A 20,166-nucleotide genomic window follows, 5' to 3' on the forward strand; every position below is an offset into this window, starting at 1 on the left:
GTTCCGGAGGGCTGTGGCAGGTCAGCCGGCCTGAGACGATTCGCCCCGCACCATGGCCAGGAGCCGGTTGAAGATGCCCTCGCCGTCGTCAGCAATGCCGTCGTGGTGGAAGTCGGCGCTTTCCCAGACCTGCAGACCCCGCACAGCAGCGGCAGTCTCAAGAGACAGGTCCCGGTCCACATAGATGTCGTCCGTGTAGACGGCGGCGGCCACGGGCACGGTGTTCCGGGCCAGCTGGGCGATGTCATACAGCGCGGGCCAGTTGTCTTTGGCTGCCAGCAGCTCAGCAGGCTCCTTTAACGGCGCCAGAGCCGGATCTTCGTCGAAGTACCAGGGGTAGACCATTTCGCCGGTGTACAGGGGCTCTGCCGCGTCCGGCTCGAAGTCGGGGAAATCCTTCAATACCCGCTCCGCGGCCCACTCGGTGGCTTCGCCCTGGCCGTAGATGGATTCGTGCATCAGCGCATACAGCGGGTTGGAGGACCGGCTGACCAGAGAATGGACGAACTCCAGGAACGTATCCGAGAGCCGGTCCCCGTCAGGCGTGGGCACAAAGGCTTCCTGCAGCAGAAGGTGCAGGCCGTCCATCCGAGTGTTGCCGCCCAGGAAGGAGCCGATCATCTGGAAGCGCCGCACGGTCAGCCGCTCACCCGAGGGCAGGTACTCCGGGACGTTCTCCAGATGGCGGGCGATCCGCGTAGTGATGCCGCGGTCCTGCGGATATTTCTCGAAATACTCTGCGTTGCGGGCCGCTACACGGGAAAACGTCGCCTGGTAGACACGGTCCGCAGGACCGGTCAACGGAGCCAGGCCACCGGTGATCAGCGACTCGCGCAGCCCGTGCGGAGCAAAGGACAGGTACGTCAGCGTGCAGAAGCCGCCGTAGCTCTGCCCGTATGTGGTCCAGGGCCCCGAGCCCAGCGCTGCACGGATCAGTTCGGCGTCGGCCACGATCGAGTCCGCCCGGAAATGCGTCAGATAATCCGCCTGGGCGGCTGCATCCCCGCGCAGGGCAAGGGTCTGCCGGTTGGCGGGAGTGGACAGGCCGGTTCCGCGCTGGTCCAGCATCAGAATGCGGAAGTGCTTGGATGCTGCCTTGGTCCAGCCGCTGAAGGACAGGAGCCGGGAGCCCTTTCCGCCGGGACCGCCCTGCAGGTACAGCAGCCACGGCAGCTGCTCCGCCTCAACCTGCGGCAGTTCGGCGTCGGAGTACTCGCGGGCAAAAACGGTGATGGTTTCGCCGTCGGGCGCCGAATGATCCAGCGGAACGGTGAAATGATGATCTGTGACGCGCATGCCGCGTACCCCGTAGGGTGCCGAAGCCGTGTGGGGAACGCTCATGCGGCAGCACCGCCAAACGTGGTCAGGGCGTCACCGGTGAGCCGGAACGTGGTCCACTCATCCTGCGGCACCGCGCCGAGCGACTTGTAGAAGCGGATGGACGGCTCGTTCCAGTTCAGCACGCACCACTCCACCCGCGCGTAGCCCCGCTCGACGGCGATTTCGGCCAGGGTGCGCAGCAGAGCCTTGCCATAGCCCTTGCCCCGCGCCTCGGGCCGGACATACAGGTCCTCCAGGTAGATGCCGTGCACGCCCTCCCAGGTGGAGTAGTTCAGGAACCACAGGGCAAAGCCCTGCACAGCTCCGGAATCCACTGCCACGTGGGCAAAGATGGCCGGGTTCTCTCCGAAGAGGTTCTGCTCCAGCGCCTGAACGGTGTTCTTGACGGCGTGCGGCTCTTTTTCATAGATCGCCAGGTCATGGATGAGTTCAAGGATGACCGGGACATCTTCCGGGCGGGCGGGGCGAATCTGCATGCCCTCCAGCCTAGTCCAGCCGGCCCGCCGTCATGACCTTGATGACGGGGGAGCCTGCCTCGTCCGAGGCCGCCAGATCCACCTCGGCCGTGATCCCCCAGTCCAGGTGGTTGGCCGGATCCTTGAAGATCTGCCGGACCTCCCATTTGCCGGGCAGCTCCTTGATGATCAGCAGGTTCGGTCCGCGGCCGTCGGGGCCGTCGTCAATGTCCTCGTGCTCCTCGAAGTAGGCGTCCAGTACATCCGCCCAGCGGTCGGCATCCCAGCCGGAACCGCCGTCGAGCTCGCCCAGGGCGCGGTCATCCTCGTCCGCGAACAGCTTCACCCGCTGGAACATTTCATTGCGGACCATGACGCGGAACGCGCGCACATTGGCGGTGAGCTTATCCGGAACCGGCGGCAGGACCGGCTCGTCGCCGGCATCGGGGTTGATGCCGTTGGTGAGCTCTTCCCATTCGTCCAGCAGCGAGGAGTCGGTCTGGCGGACCAGTTCACCGAGCCACTCGATGATGTCCTCCAGGTCCTCGCGCAGCCGCTCCGGCGGAACGGTGTGCAGCAGGGCCTTGTAGGTGTCCGAGAGGTAGCGCAGCAGCACGCCTTCGGAGCGGGCCAGCGAGTAGAACTGCACGTATTCGCCGAAGCTCATGGCGCGTTCGTACATGTCGCGGACAATCGACTTGGGGCTGAGCTCGAATTCGCCCAGCCACGGGGCGCCGGAGCGGTACACCTCGAAGGACTGCTCCAGCAGCTCCGCCAGCGGCTGCGGATAGGTGACCTCTTCGAGCAGGGCCATCCGCTCGTCGTACTCGATGCCCTGGGACTTCATGGCCGCGATGGCTTCGCCGCGGGCCTTCTTCTCCTGGGCCGAGAGCACCTGCCGGGGCTTTTCCATGATCGCTTCGATCACGGATACCACGTCCAGGGCGTAGGACGGGCTGTCCGGATCCAGGATCTCCAGGGAGGCCATGGCGAACGGGGACAGCGGCTGGTTTAGGGCAAAGTTCGGCTGCAGGTGCACCTTCAACCGGACGGTGCGGCCGTCGGCGTCGGGCTCCGGCAGGACTTCCACAATGCCGGCGGTCTTCAGCTCCCGGTAGATGCTCAGGGCCTTCTTCATCAGCGCCAGCTGCGAGGACCGGGTCTCATGGTTGTGCGTGAGCAGCTTCTTGGCCGCGGCGAAGGGATCCCCTGGACGCTCCAGCAGGTTCAGCAGCATGGAGTGGGTGATGTTGAAGCTGGAGGTCAGCGGTTCAGGCGTGCCGTCCACGAGCTTCTCGAAGGTGGGCTTGCCCCAGGACACAAATCCGGCCTGCGGCTTCTTCTTCACAACCTGGCGCAGCTTCTTCTGGTCGTCGCCGAACTTGGCGTGCGCCTTGGCCATGGCCTTGACGTTTTCGATCACGTGTTCCGGCGCCTGCACGACGACGGTTCCCGCCGTGTCGTAGCCGGCCCGCCCGGCGCGTCCTGCGATCTGGTGGAACTCGCGGACCTTCAGCGGACGGGTGCGGGTGCCGTCGTACTTGGACAGGGCAGTGATCAGCACGGTGCGGATGGGTACGTTTATGCCCACCCCCAGGGTGTCGGTGCCGCAGATGACCTTCAGGAGCCCGGCCTGCGCCAGCTGTTCCACCAAGCGGCGGTACTTGGGCAGCATGCCGGCGTGGTGGACGCCGATGCCGTGGCGGACCAGCCGGTTCAGGGTCTTGCCGAAGCCGGGGGCGAAGCGGAAGCCCGCAATGAGCTCGGCGATCTTGTCCTTTTCCTCGCGGGTGCAGACGTTGATGCTCATCAGCGCCTGGGCCCGGTCGATGGCCTCGATCTGGGAGAAGTGCACCACGTAAACCGGCACCTGCTTGGTGGCCAGCAGTTCCTCGAGGGATTCCTGGACCGGAGTTTCCACGTAGTAGTAGTGCAGGGGAATGGGCCGCTGCACCGAGGAGACGGTAACGGTGTCCCGGTTGGTGAGCTCGCTAAGTTCGTTGGCGATCCGGGTCATGTCGCCCAGGGTCGCGGACATCAGCAGGAACTGCGCCTGGGGCAACTCCAGCAGGGGCACCTGCCAGGCCCAGCCGCGCTGCGGATCGGAGTAGAAGTGGAACTCATCCATGATGACGGTGCCCAGGTCCGCATCCGGTCCCTCGCGCAGGGCAATGTTCGCCAGGATTTCCGCCGTGCAGCAGATGATCGGGGCGTCCTTGTTCACCGAGGAATCGCCGGTGACCATGCCGACGTTCTCGGCCCCGAAGATCTCGCACAGGGCGAAGAACTTCTCGGACACCAGCGCCTTGATGGGGGCGGTGTAGTAACTGCGCTCATCGTGGGCCATGGCGTGGAAGTGGGCGGCAATGGCGACCATCGACTTGCCGGAGCCCGTGGGGGTGGCGAGGATGACGTTGTTGCCCGTCACCAGTTCCATCACGGCTTCGTCCTGCGCCGGGTACAGCGACATGCCCCGGCTCTCGACCCACTCCAGGAAGGATGTGTAGGTCTCATCGGGGTCGATGGTGCGGGTGCTGGACGGGCCGGAGGCAAGCTGTTCAAGAAGTTTCATGTCCATACCAGACTATCGGGCGCGGCCGTGCGCCGTGGACCGCCCCCGCATGACCCGAGATGAAGGCTTCCCGCTGCCGGCCCAGGCCCCTTTGCTAGGCTCGGCGCCATGAAATGGGATCCCCGAAAATACACACAGTTCTCCTCGCACCGCGACCGCCCCTTTTTTGATTTGACCGCGCGCATCCAGGCCGATGCGCCGCGCCGCGTCGTCGACCTCGGCTGCGGACCCGGCACCCTGACGGCGGCGCTCGCCGCCCGCTGGCCCGAAGCCCGGGTCACCGGCGTCGACTCCTCCGCTGAAATGGTGGAGCAGGCGGGCGCCCTGGAGGGCGCTCCCGCGAATCTGGAATTTGTCCGCGGGGGCATCGAGGAATGGGAACCGCAGCCCGGAACCGATGTGGTGGTCTCCAACGCTGCCCTGCAGTGGGTCCCCGGCCACCAGGACCTGATGCGCCGCTGGGCCAAACAGCTCGACGCCGGCGCCTGGCTCGCCGTGCAGGTTCCCGGCAACTTCGGGGCCCCGTCACACGCCCTGATGCGTGAACTCGCCGCGAGCGCTGCCTGGTCGGACAAACTGGACGGTGTCCTGCGCCATGCCGACGCCGTGGATGAACCGGAGGATTACCTTGGCCTGCTGACCGAGGCGGGATTTGACGTCGACGTTTGGGAGACCAGCTACTCCCAGGTCCTGCAGGGCGAGGACCCGGTGCTCGAATGGGTGCGCGGAACAGCGCTGCGGCCGGTTATCGCAGCTTTGGACCCGGAGGACTTCGGGCGGTTCGAAGCCGAGTATGCCGCCCTGCTGCGGGAGGCCTATCCGCAGCACGCCTGGGGTACCGTCTTTCCGTTCCGCCGGATCTTCATGGTGGGCCGGAAGCAGGGCTAGGACGGGGACTGTCCCGGCCGCCGCCGTGCAGCCTTCATCAGCGGCGTGTTCAGGTTGTCGATCTGTTCATTGGCGTGCGCCCGGTCCCCGGCACCGCCGCGCTGATAGTGCCGCGCCAGGTACAGCGCACCACCCAGAGCGGTGAGCAGGAAGCCGGTGATCAGGGCGGCCGGGTCCAGGGACGGCAGCTGGCTCGCTGCTGCCAGGACCGCGAGGATCGGAATGACCGGACCCAGCGGGAGCCTGGCTCCCTCGCCCGGCCATTTGCGGAACCCCAGCACAGCGGCCGCAACGCTCACGACAATCATGGCCACGATGGCCGCCACGTTGGCGATCGAGACCACGAAGGTGGTGTCATTGAGCAGCACCAGGAGAACGGTGATGACACCCAGCAACAGCACGCTCACATAGGGGTGGCCATTGCTGGTCTGGCGGCCGAGCGCGGGCGGCACATCCCCGCGGGCCACCATCCGCAGCATGATTTCCGAAGCGCCGAGCACATTCGCGTTGGCGCCGGACAGGGTGGACAGGCACGCCGCGAAGGCCACCAGCACACCGCCCCAGGTACCCATCACGATTTCTGCGGCCTGGGAGACACCGGTGGCCGTAAAGACCGTGACTCCGCTGGCCACCATGGCCAGGGCCGTGCCCAGATAGATGATTCCGGACACCAGCAGGGTGAGCAGGATGGCTCGGGGCACCGTTTTGCGCGGATTCTTCACCGAGCCGGCCATATTCGTGATGACGTTGAAGCCGGTGTACGCGGTGAACAACAGCGCTGCCGCCGAAAAGACGCCGCCGGTGCCCTGCGGCAGCGGCCGGTCAACCTTTTCCGGAGTCAGTTCCGTCAGGCCCCAGACGGCAAACAGCACGAGCAGCGCGAGCAGCGCGAGTTTGATGCCCACGATCCAGGTTTCCGCCTTGGCGACCAGCGACGTCGGCCCCAGATTAAGTGCCGTGACCAGTACGGTGGCAACCAGCCCGAGGGTCAGGGCGCCGATGGCCGGCAGGAAATACTCGCTGAGGTAATCACCGAAGGAGTCAACGAGGTAGGCGACGATCGTGGCTCCGTTGAGGTAGAACGCCCACATCACCACAAAGCGCCAAAACGGACTCAGGATGTCCCCGACGGGCCCGTAACCGGATTCCCCGTCCTTCGCCCGCGTGGAGACCACAATGAAGGACAGTGCACACAGGGCCATGACAATGCCCGCAATGACATAGCTCAGAACCGCTCCGGAACCGGCCAGGTTGATCGCCGTTCCGGACAGGGTGAAAACGCCGCCGCCCACCGTGGTGCCGACACCGAACGCCACGCAGGCAACCAGCCCGATTTGAGGTTTGACGGCGGCTGAAGGACCGGAAGCGGACGACGACGGTAATGTGGCCACGGTTTTCCCGCTCTCATCGGTCTCCGAAAGGTCCCTTGTTGAGCGTAAAACCCTCAATCAGCAGGGGTCAACGGAGCAGGCGCTGCAGACCTGCTACCAGCCGCGTTCCTTCCATTCCGGCAGGTGCGGCCGCTCTGCGCCCAGTGTTGTTCCTGCCCCGTGGCCCGGGTGGACGATGGTGTCATCCGGGAGCTGTTCGAACACGCGTTCGACTACGTCTGCATAGAGCGATGCGAAACGTTCCGGATCCTGCTGGGTGTTGCCCAATCCCCCGGGAAAGAGGGAATCGCCGGTAAACAGATGCGCCGGGCCGTTCGCATCGCGGTAGAGCAGGGCCACTGAACCGGGGGTATGGCCGCGGAGCTTGATGGCCTCGAGCTCGAACCCTTCGGACCCGCCGATGTGCAGGGTATCCCCGTCCACGAGCAGCATGTTGGTGGGTACCTCGATATCCGGCGCATCTTCACGGCCGGCGGCGGTGCGTGCTCCGGTGGCCTGCACGGCTTCAGCGAGCGCCCGTACATGGTCCCAGTGGCTGTGAGTGGTGACTATCAGCTCCACCTTTGCGGGAACAGCGGCGTCTGCGGCCGCTTCGGACAGCAGCTCCCGGATGGCCGGAAAGTCAGCTGCGGCGTCGATGAGGACCTGCGCCCCCGTGTCCCTGTCCGTGAGGACGTACACATTGTTGTCCATGCTGGACACGGACCGGCTGCGGATGGTGACGTTCTTCAAATCAAACATGCCGCCAGTCTAGTTCCGCGCTCGCGGATGTTGACCCCACAGTCCCAGGCAGAAAGTCTTGTCTGTCCGGGAAGGCGGGCGTACGTTCAAAGGGTGCCGGGAACCCCTCCGGCCGGTTCCTGGAGGAAGCGTGCTCCTAAGGCTTGTCCGGCAAAACCTGGCGCCCTACAAAGGTGCCGTTGCCGCCGTCGTCGTCCTGCAGTTCCTGCAAACCGCCGCCACACTGTTCCTGCCCACCCTGAACGCCGGCATCATTGACCGCGGCGTGGTCCCCGCCAATACCGGCGTGATCCTGGATCTGGGCGGCTGGATGCTCGTGATCACGGCAGGCCAGGTGGTCTGTACCGTGGCCGCCACGTACTTTGCGTCCCGGGTGGCCATGAGTGTGGGCCGCAACATCAGGGACGAGCTGTTCACCACGGTGGAGTCCTTCTCCTCGCGGGAAGTGGGGGTGTTTGGCGCCCCATCCCTGATCACCCGCACCACCAATGACGTGCAGCAGGTGCAGATGGCGCTGCTGATGACGTTCACGGTGATGGTGTCCGCGCCGATCATGGGCATTGGCGGAGTGCTGCTGGCATTGAACCAGGATGTGGCCCTGTCCGGGATCCTGCTGCTGATCCTGCCGGTGCTCTTTGCGGTCATCGGACTGGTGCTGCGCCGGCTGATTCCGCTGTTCCGGCGGGCGCAGAAGCAGATTGACCGCGTCAACTCGGTGCTCCGGGAGCAGATCATGGGGGTGGCGGTTATCCGGGCCTTCGTGCGCGAGCGCACCGAGGAAGCCCGCTTCGACACTGCCAACGCGGATCTGACCGGAACCCAGCTGCGGACCGCCCAGTACATGGCGCTGTTGTTTCCGGCAGCCATGCTGGTGGCCAACCTGGCGTCCGTGGCGGTGGTCTGGTTCGGCGCCTACCGGATTGACGCCGGCCAGATGCAGATCGGTGCCCTGACCGCGTTCATCGCCTACATCATGCAAATCCTGATGGCCGTCATGATGTCCATGTTCATGATCATGATGCTGCCGCGGGCCGCCGTCTGCGCCGAACGGATCTACGAGGTCCTGGACACGGAAAGCACGGTGCACGACGCCGATGCCGCCGCGCCGCTGGTGTACGACGGCGGCACCCTGGACTTCAGGGAGGTGGGCTACACCTACCCGGGGGCCGAGGCTCCGGTGCTGCAGGACATCAGCTTTACGGCACAGTCCGGACAAACCACGGCCATCATCGGATCCACCGGAGCGGGCAAGTCCACCCTGCTGAACCTGGTGCCGCGGCTGCTGGATGCCACCTCCGGGGGGATCTACATCGACGGACAGGACATTGAGGCGGTCACGCTGCACTCCCTGCGCAGCGGCATAGGCCTGGTGCCGCAGAAGGCCTACCTTTTCTCCGGCACGATTGCTTCGAATCTGCGTTTTGGACGTCCCGACGCCACGGATGCCGAGCTCTGGGAAGCGCTGGAGATTGCCCAGGCTGCGGAATTTGTCCGCGATTCCGAGGGGGCGCTGGAGCACCGGGTGGAGCAGGGCGGCGGCAACTTCTCCGGAGGGCAGCGCCAGCGCCTGGCCATTGCCCGCGCCCTGGTGGTGCGCCCGGCCATCTACCTCTTCGATGACAGCTTCTCCGCACTGGACTTTGCCACCGACGCCCGGCTGCGTGCCGCCCTGAAACAGCGGACCCGGAATTCCACGGTGCTGATCGTGGCGCAGCGCATCAACACCATTGCCGACGCCGCGCGCATTGTTGTCCTTGACGAGGGGCGCGTTGCCGGCCAGGGGACGCATGAGGAGCTGCTGGAGACCTCTTCCACCTACCGGGAGATTGTTGAATCCCAGCTGACGGCGGAGGAGGTGCAGTGAGCGGGATACGCGCCGGACACGGACCGGGCGCCCGCGGTCCGGCTGCCAAACCGCTGAACTTCCGCTCCAGCGTCCGGAGGATCCTGGCCCTGATGAGCCCGGACCGGATGCGGGTGGCACTGGTGATGGTGGCCGCCGTCGTTTCCGTAGCGCTCGCCGTCACCGCGCCCCGGATCCTGGGGGAAGCGACCAACGTCATCTTTGACGGCGTGATCGGCGCCGGACTGCAGCCGGGAATCAGCAAGGCCGATCAGGTGCAGGCCCTGCGCGACTCCGGGGAGGATCAACTGGCGGACATGCTCGCCGCCATGGATGTGGTGCCCGGCCAGGGACTGGATTTCGGGCGGCTCGGGATGCTGGTGCTGGGGGTGCTGGCGATCTACCTTGCGGCGTTCTTCTTCGGCTGGCTGCAGGCACGCGTCACCGCACGGGTGGTGCAGGGGGCCATGTACCGGCTGCGGAAGGAGGTGGACGGCAAGCTGTTCCGGCTTCCCATGTCCCACTTCCAGCGCGAATCACGCGGCGACGTGCTCAGCCGCGTCACCAATGACATCGACAACCTGGCGCAGACGCTTTCCCAGACACTGACCCAGATCATCACCTCCGCGCTCACCATCGTGGGGGTGCTGGGCATGATGTTGTGGCTCTCCCCGCTGCTGGCACTGATAGCCGTGATCACGGTGCCGGTGTCCGCGGTCGTGACGGTACTTATCGCCAGGCGCTCGCAGGCACAGTTCATGCAGCAGTGGAAGTCCACGGGGGAGGTCAACGGGTATATCGAGGAAATGTTCAGCGCGCAGGACGTGGTGAAGGCCTTCGGCCAGCAGGAACGCGTGGTGGAGGGTTTCCGGCCCGCCAACGAGACCCTCTACCGCTCCTCCTTCAAGGCACAGTTCGTTTCCGGCATCATCATGCCCACCATGCAGTTCATCTCCAACCTGAACTATGTGGCGGTGGCCGTGGTCGGCGGTCTCCTGGTGGCCAACGGGCGCCTGTCCATCGGGGGAGTGCAGGCCTTCATCCAGTACAGCCGGCAGTTCTCCCAGCCCCTGGGGCAGATCGGCTCGCTGATCAACATGCTGCAGTCAGGCGTTGCCTCAGCCGAACGTGTGTTCGAACTTTTGGATGAGAAGGAACAGGATCCGGACCCCAAGGATGCGCTGACCCTCCAGGATGTGCAGGGCCGCGTAGCTTTTGAGCACGTGGATTTCAGCTACTCCCCGGAAGCTCCCCTGATCCGGGACCTGTCCTTTACTGCAGAGCCCGGGCAGACCGTGGCGATTGTCGGTCCCACGGGGGCTGGAAAGACCACCCTGGTCAACCTGCTGATGCGCTTCTATGAGGTGGATTCCGGCAGGATCACCATCGACGGTACGGATATTGCACGCATGCGGCGCGACGACGTGCGGAAGCTGATCGGCATGGTGCTCCAGGATGCGTGGCTGTTCGAGGGGACCATTAGGGAGAACCTGGCCTACGGGGCTCCCGGCGCGACCGACGAACAGATAGTCGAGGCGGCCCGCGCCACCCATGTGGACCACTTTGTGCGCTCGCTGCCCGAAGGGTATGACACGGTCCTGGGATACGACGGCGGTTCACTGAGCCAGGGACAGCGGCAGCTGATCACCATCGCGCGGGCCTGGCTGGCGAACCCGTCCATCCTGATACTGGACGAGGCAACCAGTTCCGTGGATACCCGAACCGAGATCTCCATCCGGCTGGCAATGAATGCCCTGCGGGAGGCGCGGACCAGTTTCGTGATCGCCCACCGGCTCTCAACCATCCGGGACGCGGACGTCATCCTGGTGGTGCGGCACGGCGAGATTGTGGAACAGGGAACGCATGACGCACTGCTGGCAGCCGAGGGGTTCTATGCCCAGCTGTACCGGTCCCAGTTTGCGGGGACGGAAACCGTCGCCGAAGGTGCGGGCGACGGGGCGGGGCCGCTGTGACCCGCCTGCCTGCCGGGGCGGCTCTGCCGTGGCAAAATGGAACAGGCATCCATTCCCCAACCTGAAGGCGGTCCCGTGAGCGACGACGTCCTGTCCTGGGTCCGCATCGACGCGGCGAGCTCGGTTCCTCCCTTTGAGCAGCTGAGGGTCCAGATTCTCGACGCCGCCAATGACGGAAGGCTCCCCGTCGGAACCCGGCTGCCCCCCGTGCGGGCGCTCGCCGCCCGGATGGGCCTGGCCGTAAACACCGTCGCCCGGGCCTACCGCGAACTGGAGCAGGCCGAGGTGGTGACCACGCGCTCGCGGGCCGGAACCGTCATCGCTGCGGCCGGAGACAACGGCAAGCGGCGGGTGGCCGAAGCCGCCCGGATCTTCGCGGACTCGGTCCGTGCCAACGGGATGGATCCGAAGGAAGCAGTGACTTACGTCGAGACGGCTCTTCGCCTGCGGTGAAACCGCGGCCTCGAATACTTCTTCGAACCAAACGGTGAACTACAGTGGAAAATGTGTCTACAGCTACCTCTTTGATGGCCGATAATGCCAATGAGCCGCACAGCGGCAACGATCTCTCCCGCCTGATCGTCAAGGGCGCACGGGAGCACAACCTGCAGAACGTGGATCTGGATTTGCCGCGTGACGCGATGATTGTCTTTACCGGGCTTTCCGGTTCCGGAAAGTCTTCTTTGGCCTTTGACACCATCTTTGCCGAGGGGCAGCGCCGCTACGTCGAATCCCTGTCCTCCTACGCGCGGATGTTCCTGGGCCAGGTGGACAAGCCGGATGTGGACTTCATCGAAGGGCTGTCCCCGGCGGTGTCCATCGACCAGAAGTCCACCTCCAAGAACCCGCGGTCCACGGTTGGCACCATTACCGAAATCTACGACTACATGCGGCTGCTCTGGGCGCGCGTGGGCACTCCGTTCTGTCCGGTCTGCGGCGAGCCCGTTTCCCGCCAGACGCCGCAGCAGATCGTCGACCAGCTGCTGGAGCTCGAAGAGGGCACCCGCTTCCAGATCCTTGCTCCCGTGGTGCGCGGCCGCAAGGGCGAGTTTGTGGACCTGTTCAAGGAGCTCGCCGCCAAGGGTTACTCCCGGGCCAAGGTCGACGGCGAGCAGATCCAGCTGTCCGATCCGCCCAAGCTCGGCAAGCAGTACAAACACACCATCGAAGTGGTGGTGGACCGGCTGGTCGCCAAGGACGGCATCCGGCAGCGCCTGACCGACTCGGTGGAGACGGCCCTCGCGCTGGCCGACGGCAGGATCCTGGCCGACTTCGTGGACATTGACGAAAAGAGCGACGAACGGGTCCGGGCTTTCTCCGAGCACTTGGCCTGCCCCAACGAGCATCCGCTGGCCATCGATGAGATTGAACCCCGGTCCTTCTCCTTCAACAACCCCTTCGGCGCCTGCCCGGTTTGCACCGGTATCGGCAGCCGGCTCGAAGTTGACGAAGACCTGGTCATCCCGAACCCGAACCTCAGCCTCGCCGCCGGAGCCGTGGCGCCGTGGGCGCTGGGCAACGCCACCCTGGAGTACTGGAACCGGCTGCTGGCCGGCCTGGCCAAGGAACTGGGCTTCTCCATGGACGTGCCGTGGAAGAAGCTTCCGGCCAAGGCGCGCGAAGCCATCCTCAACGGCAAGGACCACAAAGTGGTGGTCCAGTATAAGAACCGCTTTGGGCGTGAGCGGAAGTACAGCACCGGCTTTGAAGGGGTTATCCAGTACATCCACCGCAAGCACCTCGAAACCGAGTCGGACAGTGCCCGCGACCGGTATGAGGAATACATGCGGGAAATTGCCTGCCCCGCCTGCGGAGGAGCGCGGCTGAATCCCGCTTCGCTGTCCGTGCTGATCAACGGCAAGAACATTGCCGAGGCGGGCAACCTTCCCCTGCGGGATGCCGCGGCGTTCTTCGAGGGCCTGGAATTGACGGCCCGCGAGGCGAAGATCGGTGACCAGGTCCTGAAGGAAATCCTGGCCCGCCTGACCTTCCTGCTCGACGTCGGGCTCGAGTACCTGAGCCTGGACCGGCCGGCGGCCACGCTCTCCGGCGGCGAGGCTCAGCGTATCCGGCTGGCCACCCAGATCGGTTCGGGGCTGGTGGGTGTCCTGTATGTCCTGGACGAGCCGTCCATCGGGCTGCACCAGAAGGACAACCGCCGTCTGATCGAAACACTGGCCCGCCTGCGGAACCTGGGCAACACCCTGATTGTGGTGGAGCACGATGAAGACACCATCCACGAAGCGGACTGGGTGGTGGACATCGGACCGGGTGCCGGTGAGCGCGGCGGCGAAGTGGTCCACTCCGGATCCCTGGAGGGCCTGCTCAAGAACGAGCGCTCCCTGACCGGCGCCTACCTGTCCGGACGGCGGAAGATCGAGATTCCGGCCAAGCGGCGCAAGGTGGACAAGTCCCGGCAGTTGAAGATTGTGGGTGCCCGGGAAAACAACCTGCGCAACATCGACGTCAGCATTCCGCTGGGCGTCTTCACGGCGGTGACCGGCGTCAGCGGCTCCGGCAAGTCCACCCTGATCAACGACATCCTGTACAAGACGCTGGCGGCCAAGCTCAACGGTGCCAAGCACGTTGCCGGCCGGCACACGCGTATTGACGGCCTGGAGAACCTGGACAAGGTCATCCACGTGGACCAGAGCCCGATCGGCCGCACGCCGCGGTCCAACCCGGCCACCTACACCGGCGTCTGGGACCACATCCGGAAGCTCTTCGCGGAGACTACGGAGTCCAAGGTCCGCGGCTACCTCCCCGGCCGGTTCTCCTTCAACGTGAAGGGCGGCCGCTGCGAGGCCTGCCACGGCGACGGCACCCTGAAGATCGAAATGAACTTCCTGCCGGATGTCTACGTGCCCTGCGAGGTCTGCCACGGCGGCCGGTTCAACCGCGAAACCCTTGAGGTGCATTACAAGGGCAAGAACATCGCCGAAGTGCTGAACATGTCGATCGAGGACGCCGCGGAATTCTTCGCCGCCTTCTCTCCGATTGCCCGGCACCTGAACACCCTGGTGGACGTTGGGCTGGGCTACGTGCGGCTCGGCCAGCCGGCCACCACCCTCTCCGGCGGTGAAGCACAGCGCGTCAAGCTCGCTGCGGAACTGCAGAAGCGGTCCAACGGGCGCAGCGTCTACGTGTTGGACGAGCCCACCACCGGCCTGCATTTCGAGGATGTCCGCAAGCTGCTGCTGGTCCTGCAGGGCCTGGTGGACAAGGGCAACACGGTCATCACCATCGAGCACAACCTGGACGTCATCAAGAGCGCCGACTGGCTCATCGACATGGGTCCGGAGGGCGGGAACGGCGGCGGGCAGGTCATAGCGCAGGGAACGCCGGAAAAGGTGGCCAAGTCCGAGGTCAGCCATACCGGCAGGTTCCTCGCGGAAATGTTCGCCAAGCAGAACTGACCGGCATACTTTCCTTTTCGGAAAGAGCGGAAGAAAAAAGGTATTCCCTGCGGGGAATGCCTTTTTTCGTACCGGGGAGTAGGTGTGGGAAACTGTCCCGGTGAAAGAATCCCGGCCATTAGTGCTTTTTGACCTTGACGGAACCCTCGTGGATCCGGCCGGCAGCATCACCGGCGGCATCAGCGCCGCCCTCGCGGCCGGCGGACTTCCCGTTCCGGCAGCCGGGGACCTGGAGCGCATGGTGGGCCCGGCGCTGGTCGTTTCCCTCCGCGACATTGCCGGTGTTCCCGAAGAACGGCTGGCCGAGGTTATTGCCCGCTACCGGGCGGGCTACCAGTCCGAGGGGATGGCGCAGAGCCGCCCCTATCCCGGGATCCGCAGCGTCCTGGAACAGCTGCGGGCATCCGGTTACCTGCTGGCCGTTGCCACGCAGAAACCTGAACCGCTTGCCGTTGAACTCCTTCGGGTGCAGGGGCTTCTGGATCTCTTTGATTCCGTGCACGGCTCACCGGCCGATGAGCAGGCCGCGGCTGGCCTGGACGGTAAGCGGACGATCATCCGTGCCGCACTGATCCGCCACGCCGGGACATTCGACAGTGCCGTCATGGTGGGGGACCGGATGCACGATGTCCACGGTGCCGCTGACAACGCCCTGGACTGCATCGGTGTGGCCTGGGGCTTCGCCGGGGCCGGTGAGCTGGAAGCGGAAGGTGCTGCCGCCGTCGTGCACTCTGCCGGTGAACTGCTGACAGAGCTGGAGCGCTTCCGTGCGCAGGAAGGGACCTGCGCACATGGGAGTCTATGACCTCACCCGGGCGTCCACCCGCGGACTGATTGCCTCACTGTGCCGGCCCACCGTGATTGGCCTGGAAAACGTGCCGGCAACGGGCCCCTTCATTGTCGCCGCCAACCATCTGTCCTTTTTGGACAGTGTCCTTACCCAGGCCCTGATGCCCCGGCCCGTGGCCTTCTTCGCCAAGGCTGAATACTTCACCGGAACGGGCGTCAAGGGCGCCGCCATGCGCACCTTCTTTGAAGGCGTGGGCTCCATTCCCGTGGAGCGCGGCCAGCAGGCAGCGTCAGTGGCAGCCCTGAAGACCCTGCTGGACCGCCTCGAGGACGGCTCCGGGATCGGCATCTATCCGGAGGGCACCCGGTCACGGGACGGACTGCTGTACCGCGGACGCACCGGCGTTGGCTGGCTGGCCCTGACCTCCGGAGCACCCGTGGTGCCCGTGGGGCTCATCGGCACTGAAAACCTGCAGCCGGCCGGCAAGAAGTGGATCAAGCCGCAGCACTTCACCATGAAGGTGGGAAGGCCGCTCTACTTCTCCAAGACCGGGCCGGACCATGCCCTGCCCGCCCGCCGGCAGGCGACGGACCGGGTCATGGACGCGATTGCGGAACTCAGCGGGCAGGAGCGCGCCGGCAGTTACAACCAGAACAAGCCTGAGGGATAGCCCCCAGTTCAGCGGGCCGCGAAAAGGGCGGGTCCGGCGCGGAGCGGTCCCTGGGGCGACCGTAGGATGGAACAGTGGCAGATCCAGCAACATACCGGCCGAAAACAGGGGAAATCCCCACCGCTCCAGGCGTTTACCGTTTCCGTGACGAGCACGGCCGGGTCATCTATGTAGGCAAGGCCAAGAACCTCCGCTCCCGCTTGAACTCCTACTTTGCCAATCCCCGCGGTTTGCTGCCCAAGACCCGGGCCATGGTCCACACCGCTGCCAGCGTGGAATGGACGGTGGTAGGCACTGAACTTGAGGCTTTGCAGCTCGAGTACACCTGGATCAAGGAATTCAACCCCCGGTTCAACATCATGTTCCGGGATGACAAGTCCTATCCCTACCTCGCCGTCACCATGGGGGAGAAGTATCCCCGGGCCCAGGTCATGCGCGGTGACCGCCGGAAGGACACCCGATACTTCGGGCCTTTCTACCCCGCCAAGGCCATCCGCGAAACCCTGGACACCCTGCTGCGGGTTTTCCCTGTCCGCACCTGCAGCTCCGGCGTCTTCAAGCGTGCCGAGCGCACAGGACGGCCCTGTTTGCTCGGGTACATCGACAAGTGCTCGGCACCGTGCGTTGGCCGGATCAGTGCCGAGGACCACCGTCAGCTGGCTGCGGAGCTGTGCGACTTCATGTCCGGTGAGGGCAAACGCTTCATCTCTTCCCTGGAAAAGGAGATGCAGGCCGCCGTTGCCGAACTGGACTATGAAACCGCGGCCCGGCTCCGGGACGATATTTCTGCCCTGCGGAAGGTCTTTGAACGCAACAACGTGGTGCTCAGTGAAGACACGGATGCGGATATTTTTGCCCTGGAGGAAGACGAGCTTGAGGCTTCGGCCCAGGTGTTCCACGTCCGCGGCGGACGCATCCGCGGCCAGCGCGGCTGGGTCGTGGAAAAGGTGGAAGACAATGACACCGCCGACTTGGTGGAACACCTGATTCAGCAGGTCTACGGCGAGGCGAATTCCACCGACCGCATTCCGCGCCAGGTCCTGGTGCCGGTGCTGCCGCCCAACTCCGATGAGCTGGCCGAGTGGCTCGGCGGGCTGCGGGGGGCGAAGGTGGACATCCGGGTTCCGCAGCGCGGGGACAAGAAGGCCCTGATGGAAACCGTTGCCCGCAACGCCTCGGATGCGCTGCGGCTGCACAAGAGCCGCCGCGCCGGAGACATCACCACGCGGTCGGCGGCCCTGCAGGAGCTGCAGGAGGCACTGGATTTGCCGGTGGCCCTGCTGCGCATCGAGTGCTACGACATTTCGCACGTCTCCGGCACCAATGTGGTGGCGTCCATGGTGGTTGCCGAGGACGGACTTCCGAAAAAGTCGGACTACCGCAAATTCTCCATCACCGGCGACGCCGCACGGGATGACACCTCGGCGATGTACAACGTCATCTCCCGCCGGTTCCGCAACTACCTCGCCGAGAACGCGGACCCCGCAGCGGATCCGGATGCCCGGCCCGAAGTGCCGGCCGGCCTGCCCGCCGACCGCGCCGGAACAGATGTGCAGCCCCTGACGGACACCCTCACCGCGGCGCCGAAAGGCAAGTTCGCCTATCCGCCCAACCTGGTGGTGGTCGACGGCGGCCAGCCCCAGGTGGCCGCGGCTTCACGGGCGCTGGCGGACCTGGGCATCACGGATATCTATGTGGTGGGCCTGGCCAAGCGTCTTGAGGAGGTCTGGCTGCCGGACAGCGATTTTCCGGTCATTCTGCCCCGCGCCTCCGAAGCGCTTTTCCTGCTCCAGCGCATCCGTGACGAAGCGCACCGCTTTGCCATCACGTTCCACCGGCAGAAACGGGCCAAGTCCATGACGGCGTCGCTGCTGGATGAGATTTCCGGGCTGGGGCCGGCCAAACGCACCGCACTGCTCAAGGAATTTGGTTCGGTCAAGAAACTCCGTGCTGCCTCCGTTGAGGACCTGCAGCGTGTTCCCGGAATCGGCCCGGCACTTGCCGCATCGGTGCACGCGCAGCTCACTGCGAAGACGGCCGAGGCGGACGCACCGGCCGTCAACATGACCACCGGCGAAATACTGGAAACTTAGCTAGGCTGGGTCATTGGCTTATTCCCCGGCTGCAGCCGGAAAACCAGTAAGGAACAGGACAACGGAAATGATGGAACAGGACGCGCTGACCCCGGTCAAGCCCGCCGAATCGGAGCTGCTGGTGGTCACCGGCATGTCCGGTGCCGGACGCAGCACGGCCGCCAATGCACTCGAGGACCATGGCTGGTATGTGGTGGAGAACCTGCCGCCGCTGATGCTGGGAACCCTGACCGAGCTTGTTTCCCGCATGCCGCATTCCATTCCCAAGCTGGCCGTGGTCATAGATGTCCGCAGCAAGGAATTGTTCCAGGACATCAGGGAAGCCCTGAGCGGGCTTCGCGCCGCCGGTGTTTCTTACCGGCTGCTTTTCCTCGATGCCGAGGATGACACCCTGGTCCGCCGCTTCGAGCAGGGGCGCCGCCCCCACCCGCTGCAGGAAAACGGCAGCATCCTCGACGGCATTGCGGCCGAGCGCGAGGTGCTGAAGGAGCTCCGGGCCTCTTCCGACGTCATCGTCGATACTTCCAAGCTCAACGTGCATGCCCTTGCCACCACGATCACCGAACTCTTCACCGAATCCGGTCCGATTGTGCTGCGCCTGAACGTCATGAGCTTCGGTTTCAAGTACGGCCTCCCCGTGGACGCCAACTACGTGGCCGATGTGCGGTTCATCCCCAATCCGCACTGGGTTCCGCAGCTGCGGCCCCACACGGGTCTGGACACCGACGTGCGGGACTACGTCCTGGGTGCCCACGGCACGCGTGACTTCCTGGACCGCTACGTGGAGGCACTCGAACCGGTCATCGACGGATACCGCCGGGAGAACAAGCACTATGCCACCATCGCCGTGGGCTGCACCGGCGGCAAGCACCGCTCCGTTGCCGTGACTGAGGAACTGGCCAAGCGCCTCGCCCAGCTGCCGCACGTCACCGTCAGCGCCCACCACCGTGATCTCGGGCGCGAGTAGATGAACTTCCTGACCGGATCCCTGCCCATCGTTCCCCAGCCCGCAGCGGACCGGGGAACGGGCGGACAGGATTCCCGGGCCGTGGTGGCCCTGGGCGGCGGCCACGGGCTGTCTGCGTCGCTTTCCGCGCTTCGCCTGCTGACCACCGACTTGACGGCGATTGTCACAGTGGCCGACGACGGCGGATCCTCCGGCCGCCTGCGCGAAGAGCTGGGCGTCCTCCCGCCGGGAGACCTGCGCATGGCCCTTGCCGCCCTGTGCGATGACACGGACTGGGGCCGCACCTGGCGCGATGTCATGCAGCACCGCTTCCAGTCCCGGCCCGGCGTGACCGGTTCGCTGGACAACCATGCCCTGGGCAACCTCCTGATCGTGACCCTGTGGGAGCTTCTGGGGGACCCGGTGGCCGGCCTGCAGTGGGCCGGAGCGTTGCTGGGGGCCCGTGGCCAGGTCCTTCCCATGTCCACTGAGCCCCTCACCATTGAAGGCGACGTCCAGCGCCGCCCGGAACACGGCGGACGGTTGGAACTGGTCACCGGGCAGGCCCGGCTTGCCGCTGCCGGTGTCCGGGGAAAGGTCAGCGAAGTTCGGCTGACCCCGGCGGATGCTCCGGCCTGTCCGGAAGCCCTGGCGGCCATCGAACGGGCCGATTGGATCATCCTGGGTCCGGGGTCCTGGTACACCTCCGTACTTCCGCATTTGATGCTGCCGGACCTGCGGAACGCGCTGTGCCGCAGCAGTGCCAAGGTGTGCCTGACCATGAACCTCAGCAATGAAACCAAGGAAACAACGGGCATGTCGGCGCTGGACCATCTGGCGGAAATCCGGCGGTATGCCCCGGAACTCAAGGTCGATGCTGTGCTGGCGGATCCCGGCGTGATCGAGGATCCGGACGCCTTCAGCGACGCCGTCGCCGGCATGGGCGGACGGCCTGTCTTCGGTAAGGTGGGGTCTGCGACGGGGCGGCCGATCCATGATCCGCTGCGCCTGGCAACCGCGTACCACGATATCTTTGGGGAGAACTAG

The 20,166-nt window shown here is 65.2% G+C and carries 15 protein-coding genes; 10 read left to right on the top strand and 5 right to left on the bottom strand.

Annotated features, from left to right (window positions below):
* Window positions 1-21: 21 nt before the first annotated feature.
* Genes CXR00_RS08985 through CXR00_RS08995 form a run of 3 tightly spaced genes read right to left on the bottom strand, consistent with a single transcriptional unit; the run spans window position 22 to window position 4,368 of the window.
* Window positions 22-1,341, bottom strand: a complete 1,320-nt coding sequence (locus CXR00_RS08985) for an alpha/beta fold hydrolase (RefSeq protein WP_104054177.1) — start codon at window positions 1,339-1,341, stop codon at window positions 22-24.
* The gene (locus CXR00_RS08990; RefSeq protein WP_104054178.1) at window positions 1,338-1,817 is read right to left on the bottom strand and encodes a GNAT family N-acetyltransferase; all 480 of its coding nucleotides are present in this window, start codon (window positions 1,815-1,817) and stop codon (window positions 1,338-1,340) included. The genes CXR00_RS08985 and CXR00_RS08990 overlap by 4 nt, the downstream gene beginning before the upstream one ends.
* A gap of 10 nt (window positions 1,818-1,827) precedes the next feature.
* Window positions 1,828-4,368 carry an RNA helicase gene (locus tag CXR00_RS08995; RefSeq protein ID WP_104054179.1) on the bottom strand — a complete coding sequence of 847 codons (2,541 nt, stop codon included), beginning with the start codon at window positions 4,366-4,368 and terminating at the stop codon, window positions 1,828-1,830.
* 108 nt (window positions 4,369-4,476) lie between these two features.
* Here CXR00_RS08995 and CXR00_RS09000 point away from each other — a divergent pair, with 108 nt between their 5' ends.
* The gene (locus CXR00_RS09000) at window positions 4,477-5,256 is read left to right on the top strand and encodes a trans-aconitate 2-methyltransferase (protein WP_104054180.1); all 780 of its coding nucleotides are present in this window, start codon (window positions 4,477-4,479) and stop codon (window positions 5,254-5,256) included.
* Here the strand turns inward: CXR00_RS09000 and CXR00_RS09005 are convergent.
* Both CXR00_RS09005 and CXR00_RS09010 read right to left on the bottom strand, forming a co-directional pair.
* On the bottom strand, window positions 5,253-6,647 hold the full coding sequence (locus tag CXR00_RS09005; protein WP_181032512.1) for an APC family permease: 1,395 nt from the start codon (window positions 6,645-6,647) through the stop codon (window positions 5,253-5,255). The genes CXR00_RS09000 and CXR00_RS09005 overlap by 4 nt on opposite strands.
* Before the next feature lie 93 nt (window positions 6,648-6,740).
* Window positions 6,741-7,388, bottom strand: coding sequence for an MBL fold metallo-hydrolase (locus CXR00_RS09010; RefSeq protein ID WP_104054182.1), 648 nt, complete (start codon window positions 7,386-7,388; stop codon window positions 6,741-6,743).
* 130 nt (window positions 7,389-7,518) lie between these two features.
* Between CXR00_RS09010 and CXR00_RS09015 the strand changes: the two genes are divergently transcribed.
* The 9 genes from CXR00_RS09015 to yvcK all read left to right on the top strand — a co-directional run bounded on the left by CXR00_RS09015 (window position 7,519) and on the right by yvcK (window position 20,166).
* Window positions 7,519-9,252, top strand: a complete 1,734-nt coding sequence (locus tag CXR00_RS09015; protein WP_104054183.1) for an ABC transporter ATP-binding protein — start codon at window positions 7,519-7,521, stop codon at window positions 9,250-9,252.
* Window positions 9,253-9,344: 92 nt separating this feature from the next.
* On the top strand, window positions 9,345-11,204 hold the full coding sequence (locus tag CXR00_RS09020) for an ABC transporter ATP-binding protein (RefSeq protein WP_104054814.1): 1,860 nt from the start codon (window positions 9,345-9,347) through the stop codon (window positions 11,202-11,204).
* Window positions 11,205-11,279: 75 nt separating this feature from the next.
* Window positions 11,280-11,657, top strand: coding sequence for a GntR family transcriptional regulator (locus CXR00_RS09025; protein WP_237688574.1), 378 nt, complete (start codon window positions 11,280-11,282; stop codon window positions 11,655-11,657).
* 74 nt (window positions 11,658-11,731) lie between these two features.
* Window positions 11,732-14,620, top strand: a complete 2,889-nt coding sequence (gene uvrA, locus CXR00_RS09030; protein ID WP_104054185.1) for an excinuclease ABC subunit UvrA — start codon at window positions 11,732-11,734, stop codon at window positions 14,618-14,620.
* Window positions 14,621-14,741: 121 nt separating this feature from the next.
* Complete coding sequence (locus CXR00_RS09035; protein ID WP_104054186.1) at window positions 14,742-15,425, top strand: HAD hydrolase-like protein; 684 nt, start codon at window positions 14,742-14,744, stop codon at window positions 15,423-15,425.
* The gene (locus CXR00_RS09040) at window positions 15,412-16,080 is read left to right on the top strand and encodes a 1-acyl-sn-glycerol-3-phosphate acyltransferase (RefSeq protein ID WP_104054187.1); all 669 of its coding nucleotides are present in this window, start codon (window positions 15,412-15,414) and stop codon (window positions 16,078-16,080) included. Before CXR00_RS09035 ends, CXR00_RS09040 begins: the two co-directional genes overlap by 14 nt.
* Before the next feature lie 74 nt (window positions 16,081-16,154).
* Window positions 16,155-18,173 carry an excinuclease ABC subunit UvrC gene (uvrC, locus tag CXR00_RS09045; RefSeq protein ID WP_104054188.1) on the top strand — a complete coding sequence of 673 codons (2,019 nt, stop codon included), beginning with the start codon at window positions 16,155-16,157 and terminating at the stop codon, window positions 18,171-18,173.
* A gap of 67 nt (window positions 18,174-18,240) precedes the next feature.
* Window positions 18,241-19,140, top strand: a complete 900-nt coding sequence (gene rapZ / locus CXR00_RS09050) for an RNase adapter RapZ (protein ID WP_104054189.1) — start codon at window positions 18,241-18,243, stop codon at window positions 19,138-19,140.
* On the top strand, window positions 19,141-20,166 hold the full coding sequence (yvcK, locus tag CXR00_RS09055) for a gluconeogenesis factor YvcK family protein (protein WP_104054190.1): 1,026 nt from the start codon (window positions 19,141-19,143) through the stop codon (window positions 20,164-20,166).

Source organism: Arthrobacter sp. 9E16 (assembly GCF_002929435.1).
GTDB classification, from domain to species: domain Bacteria; phylum Actinomycetota; class Actinomycetes; order Actinomycetales; family Micrococcaceae; genus Arthrobacter_B; species Arthrobacter_B sunyaminii.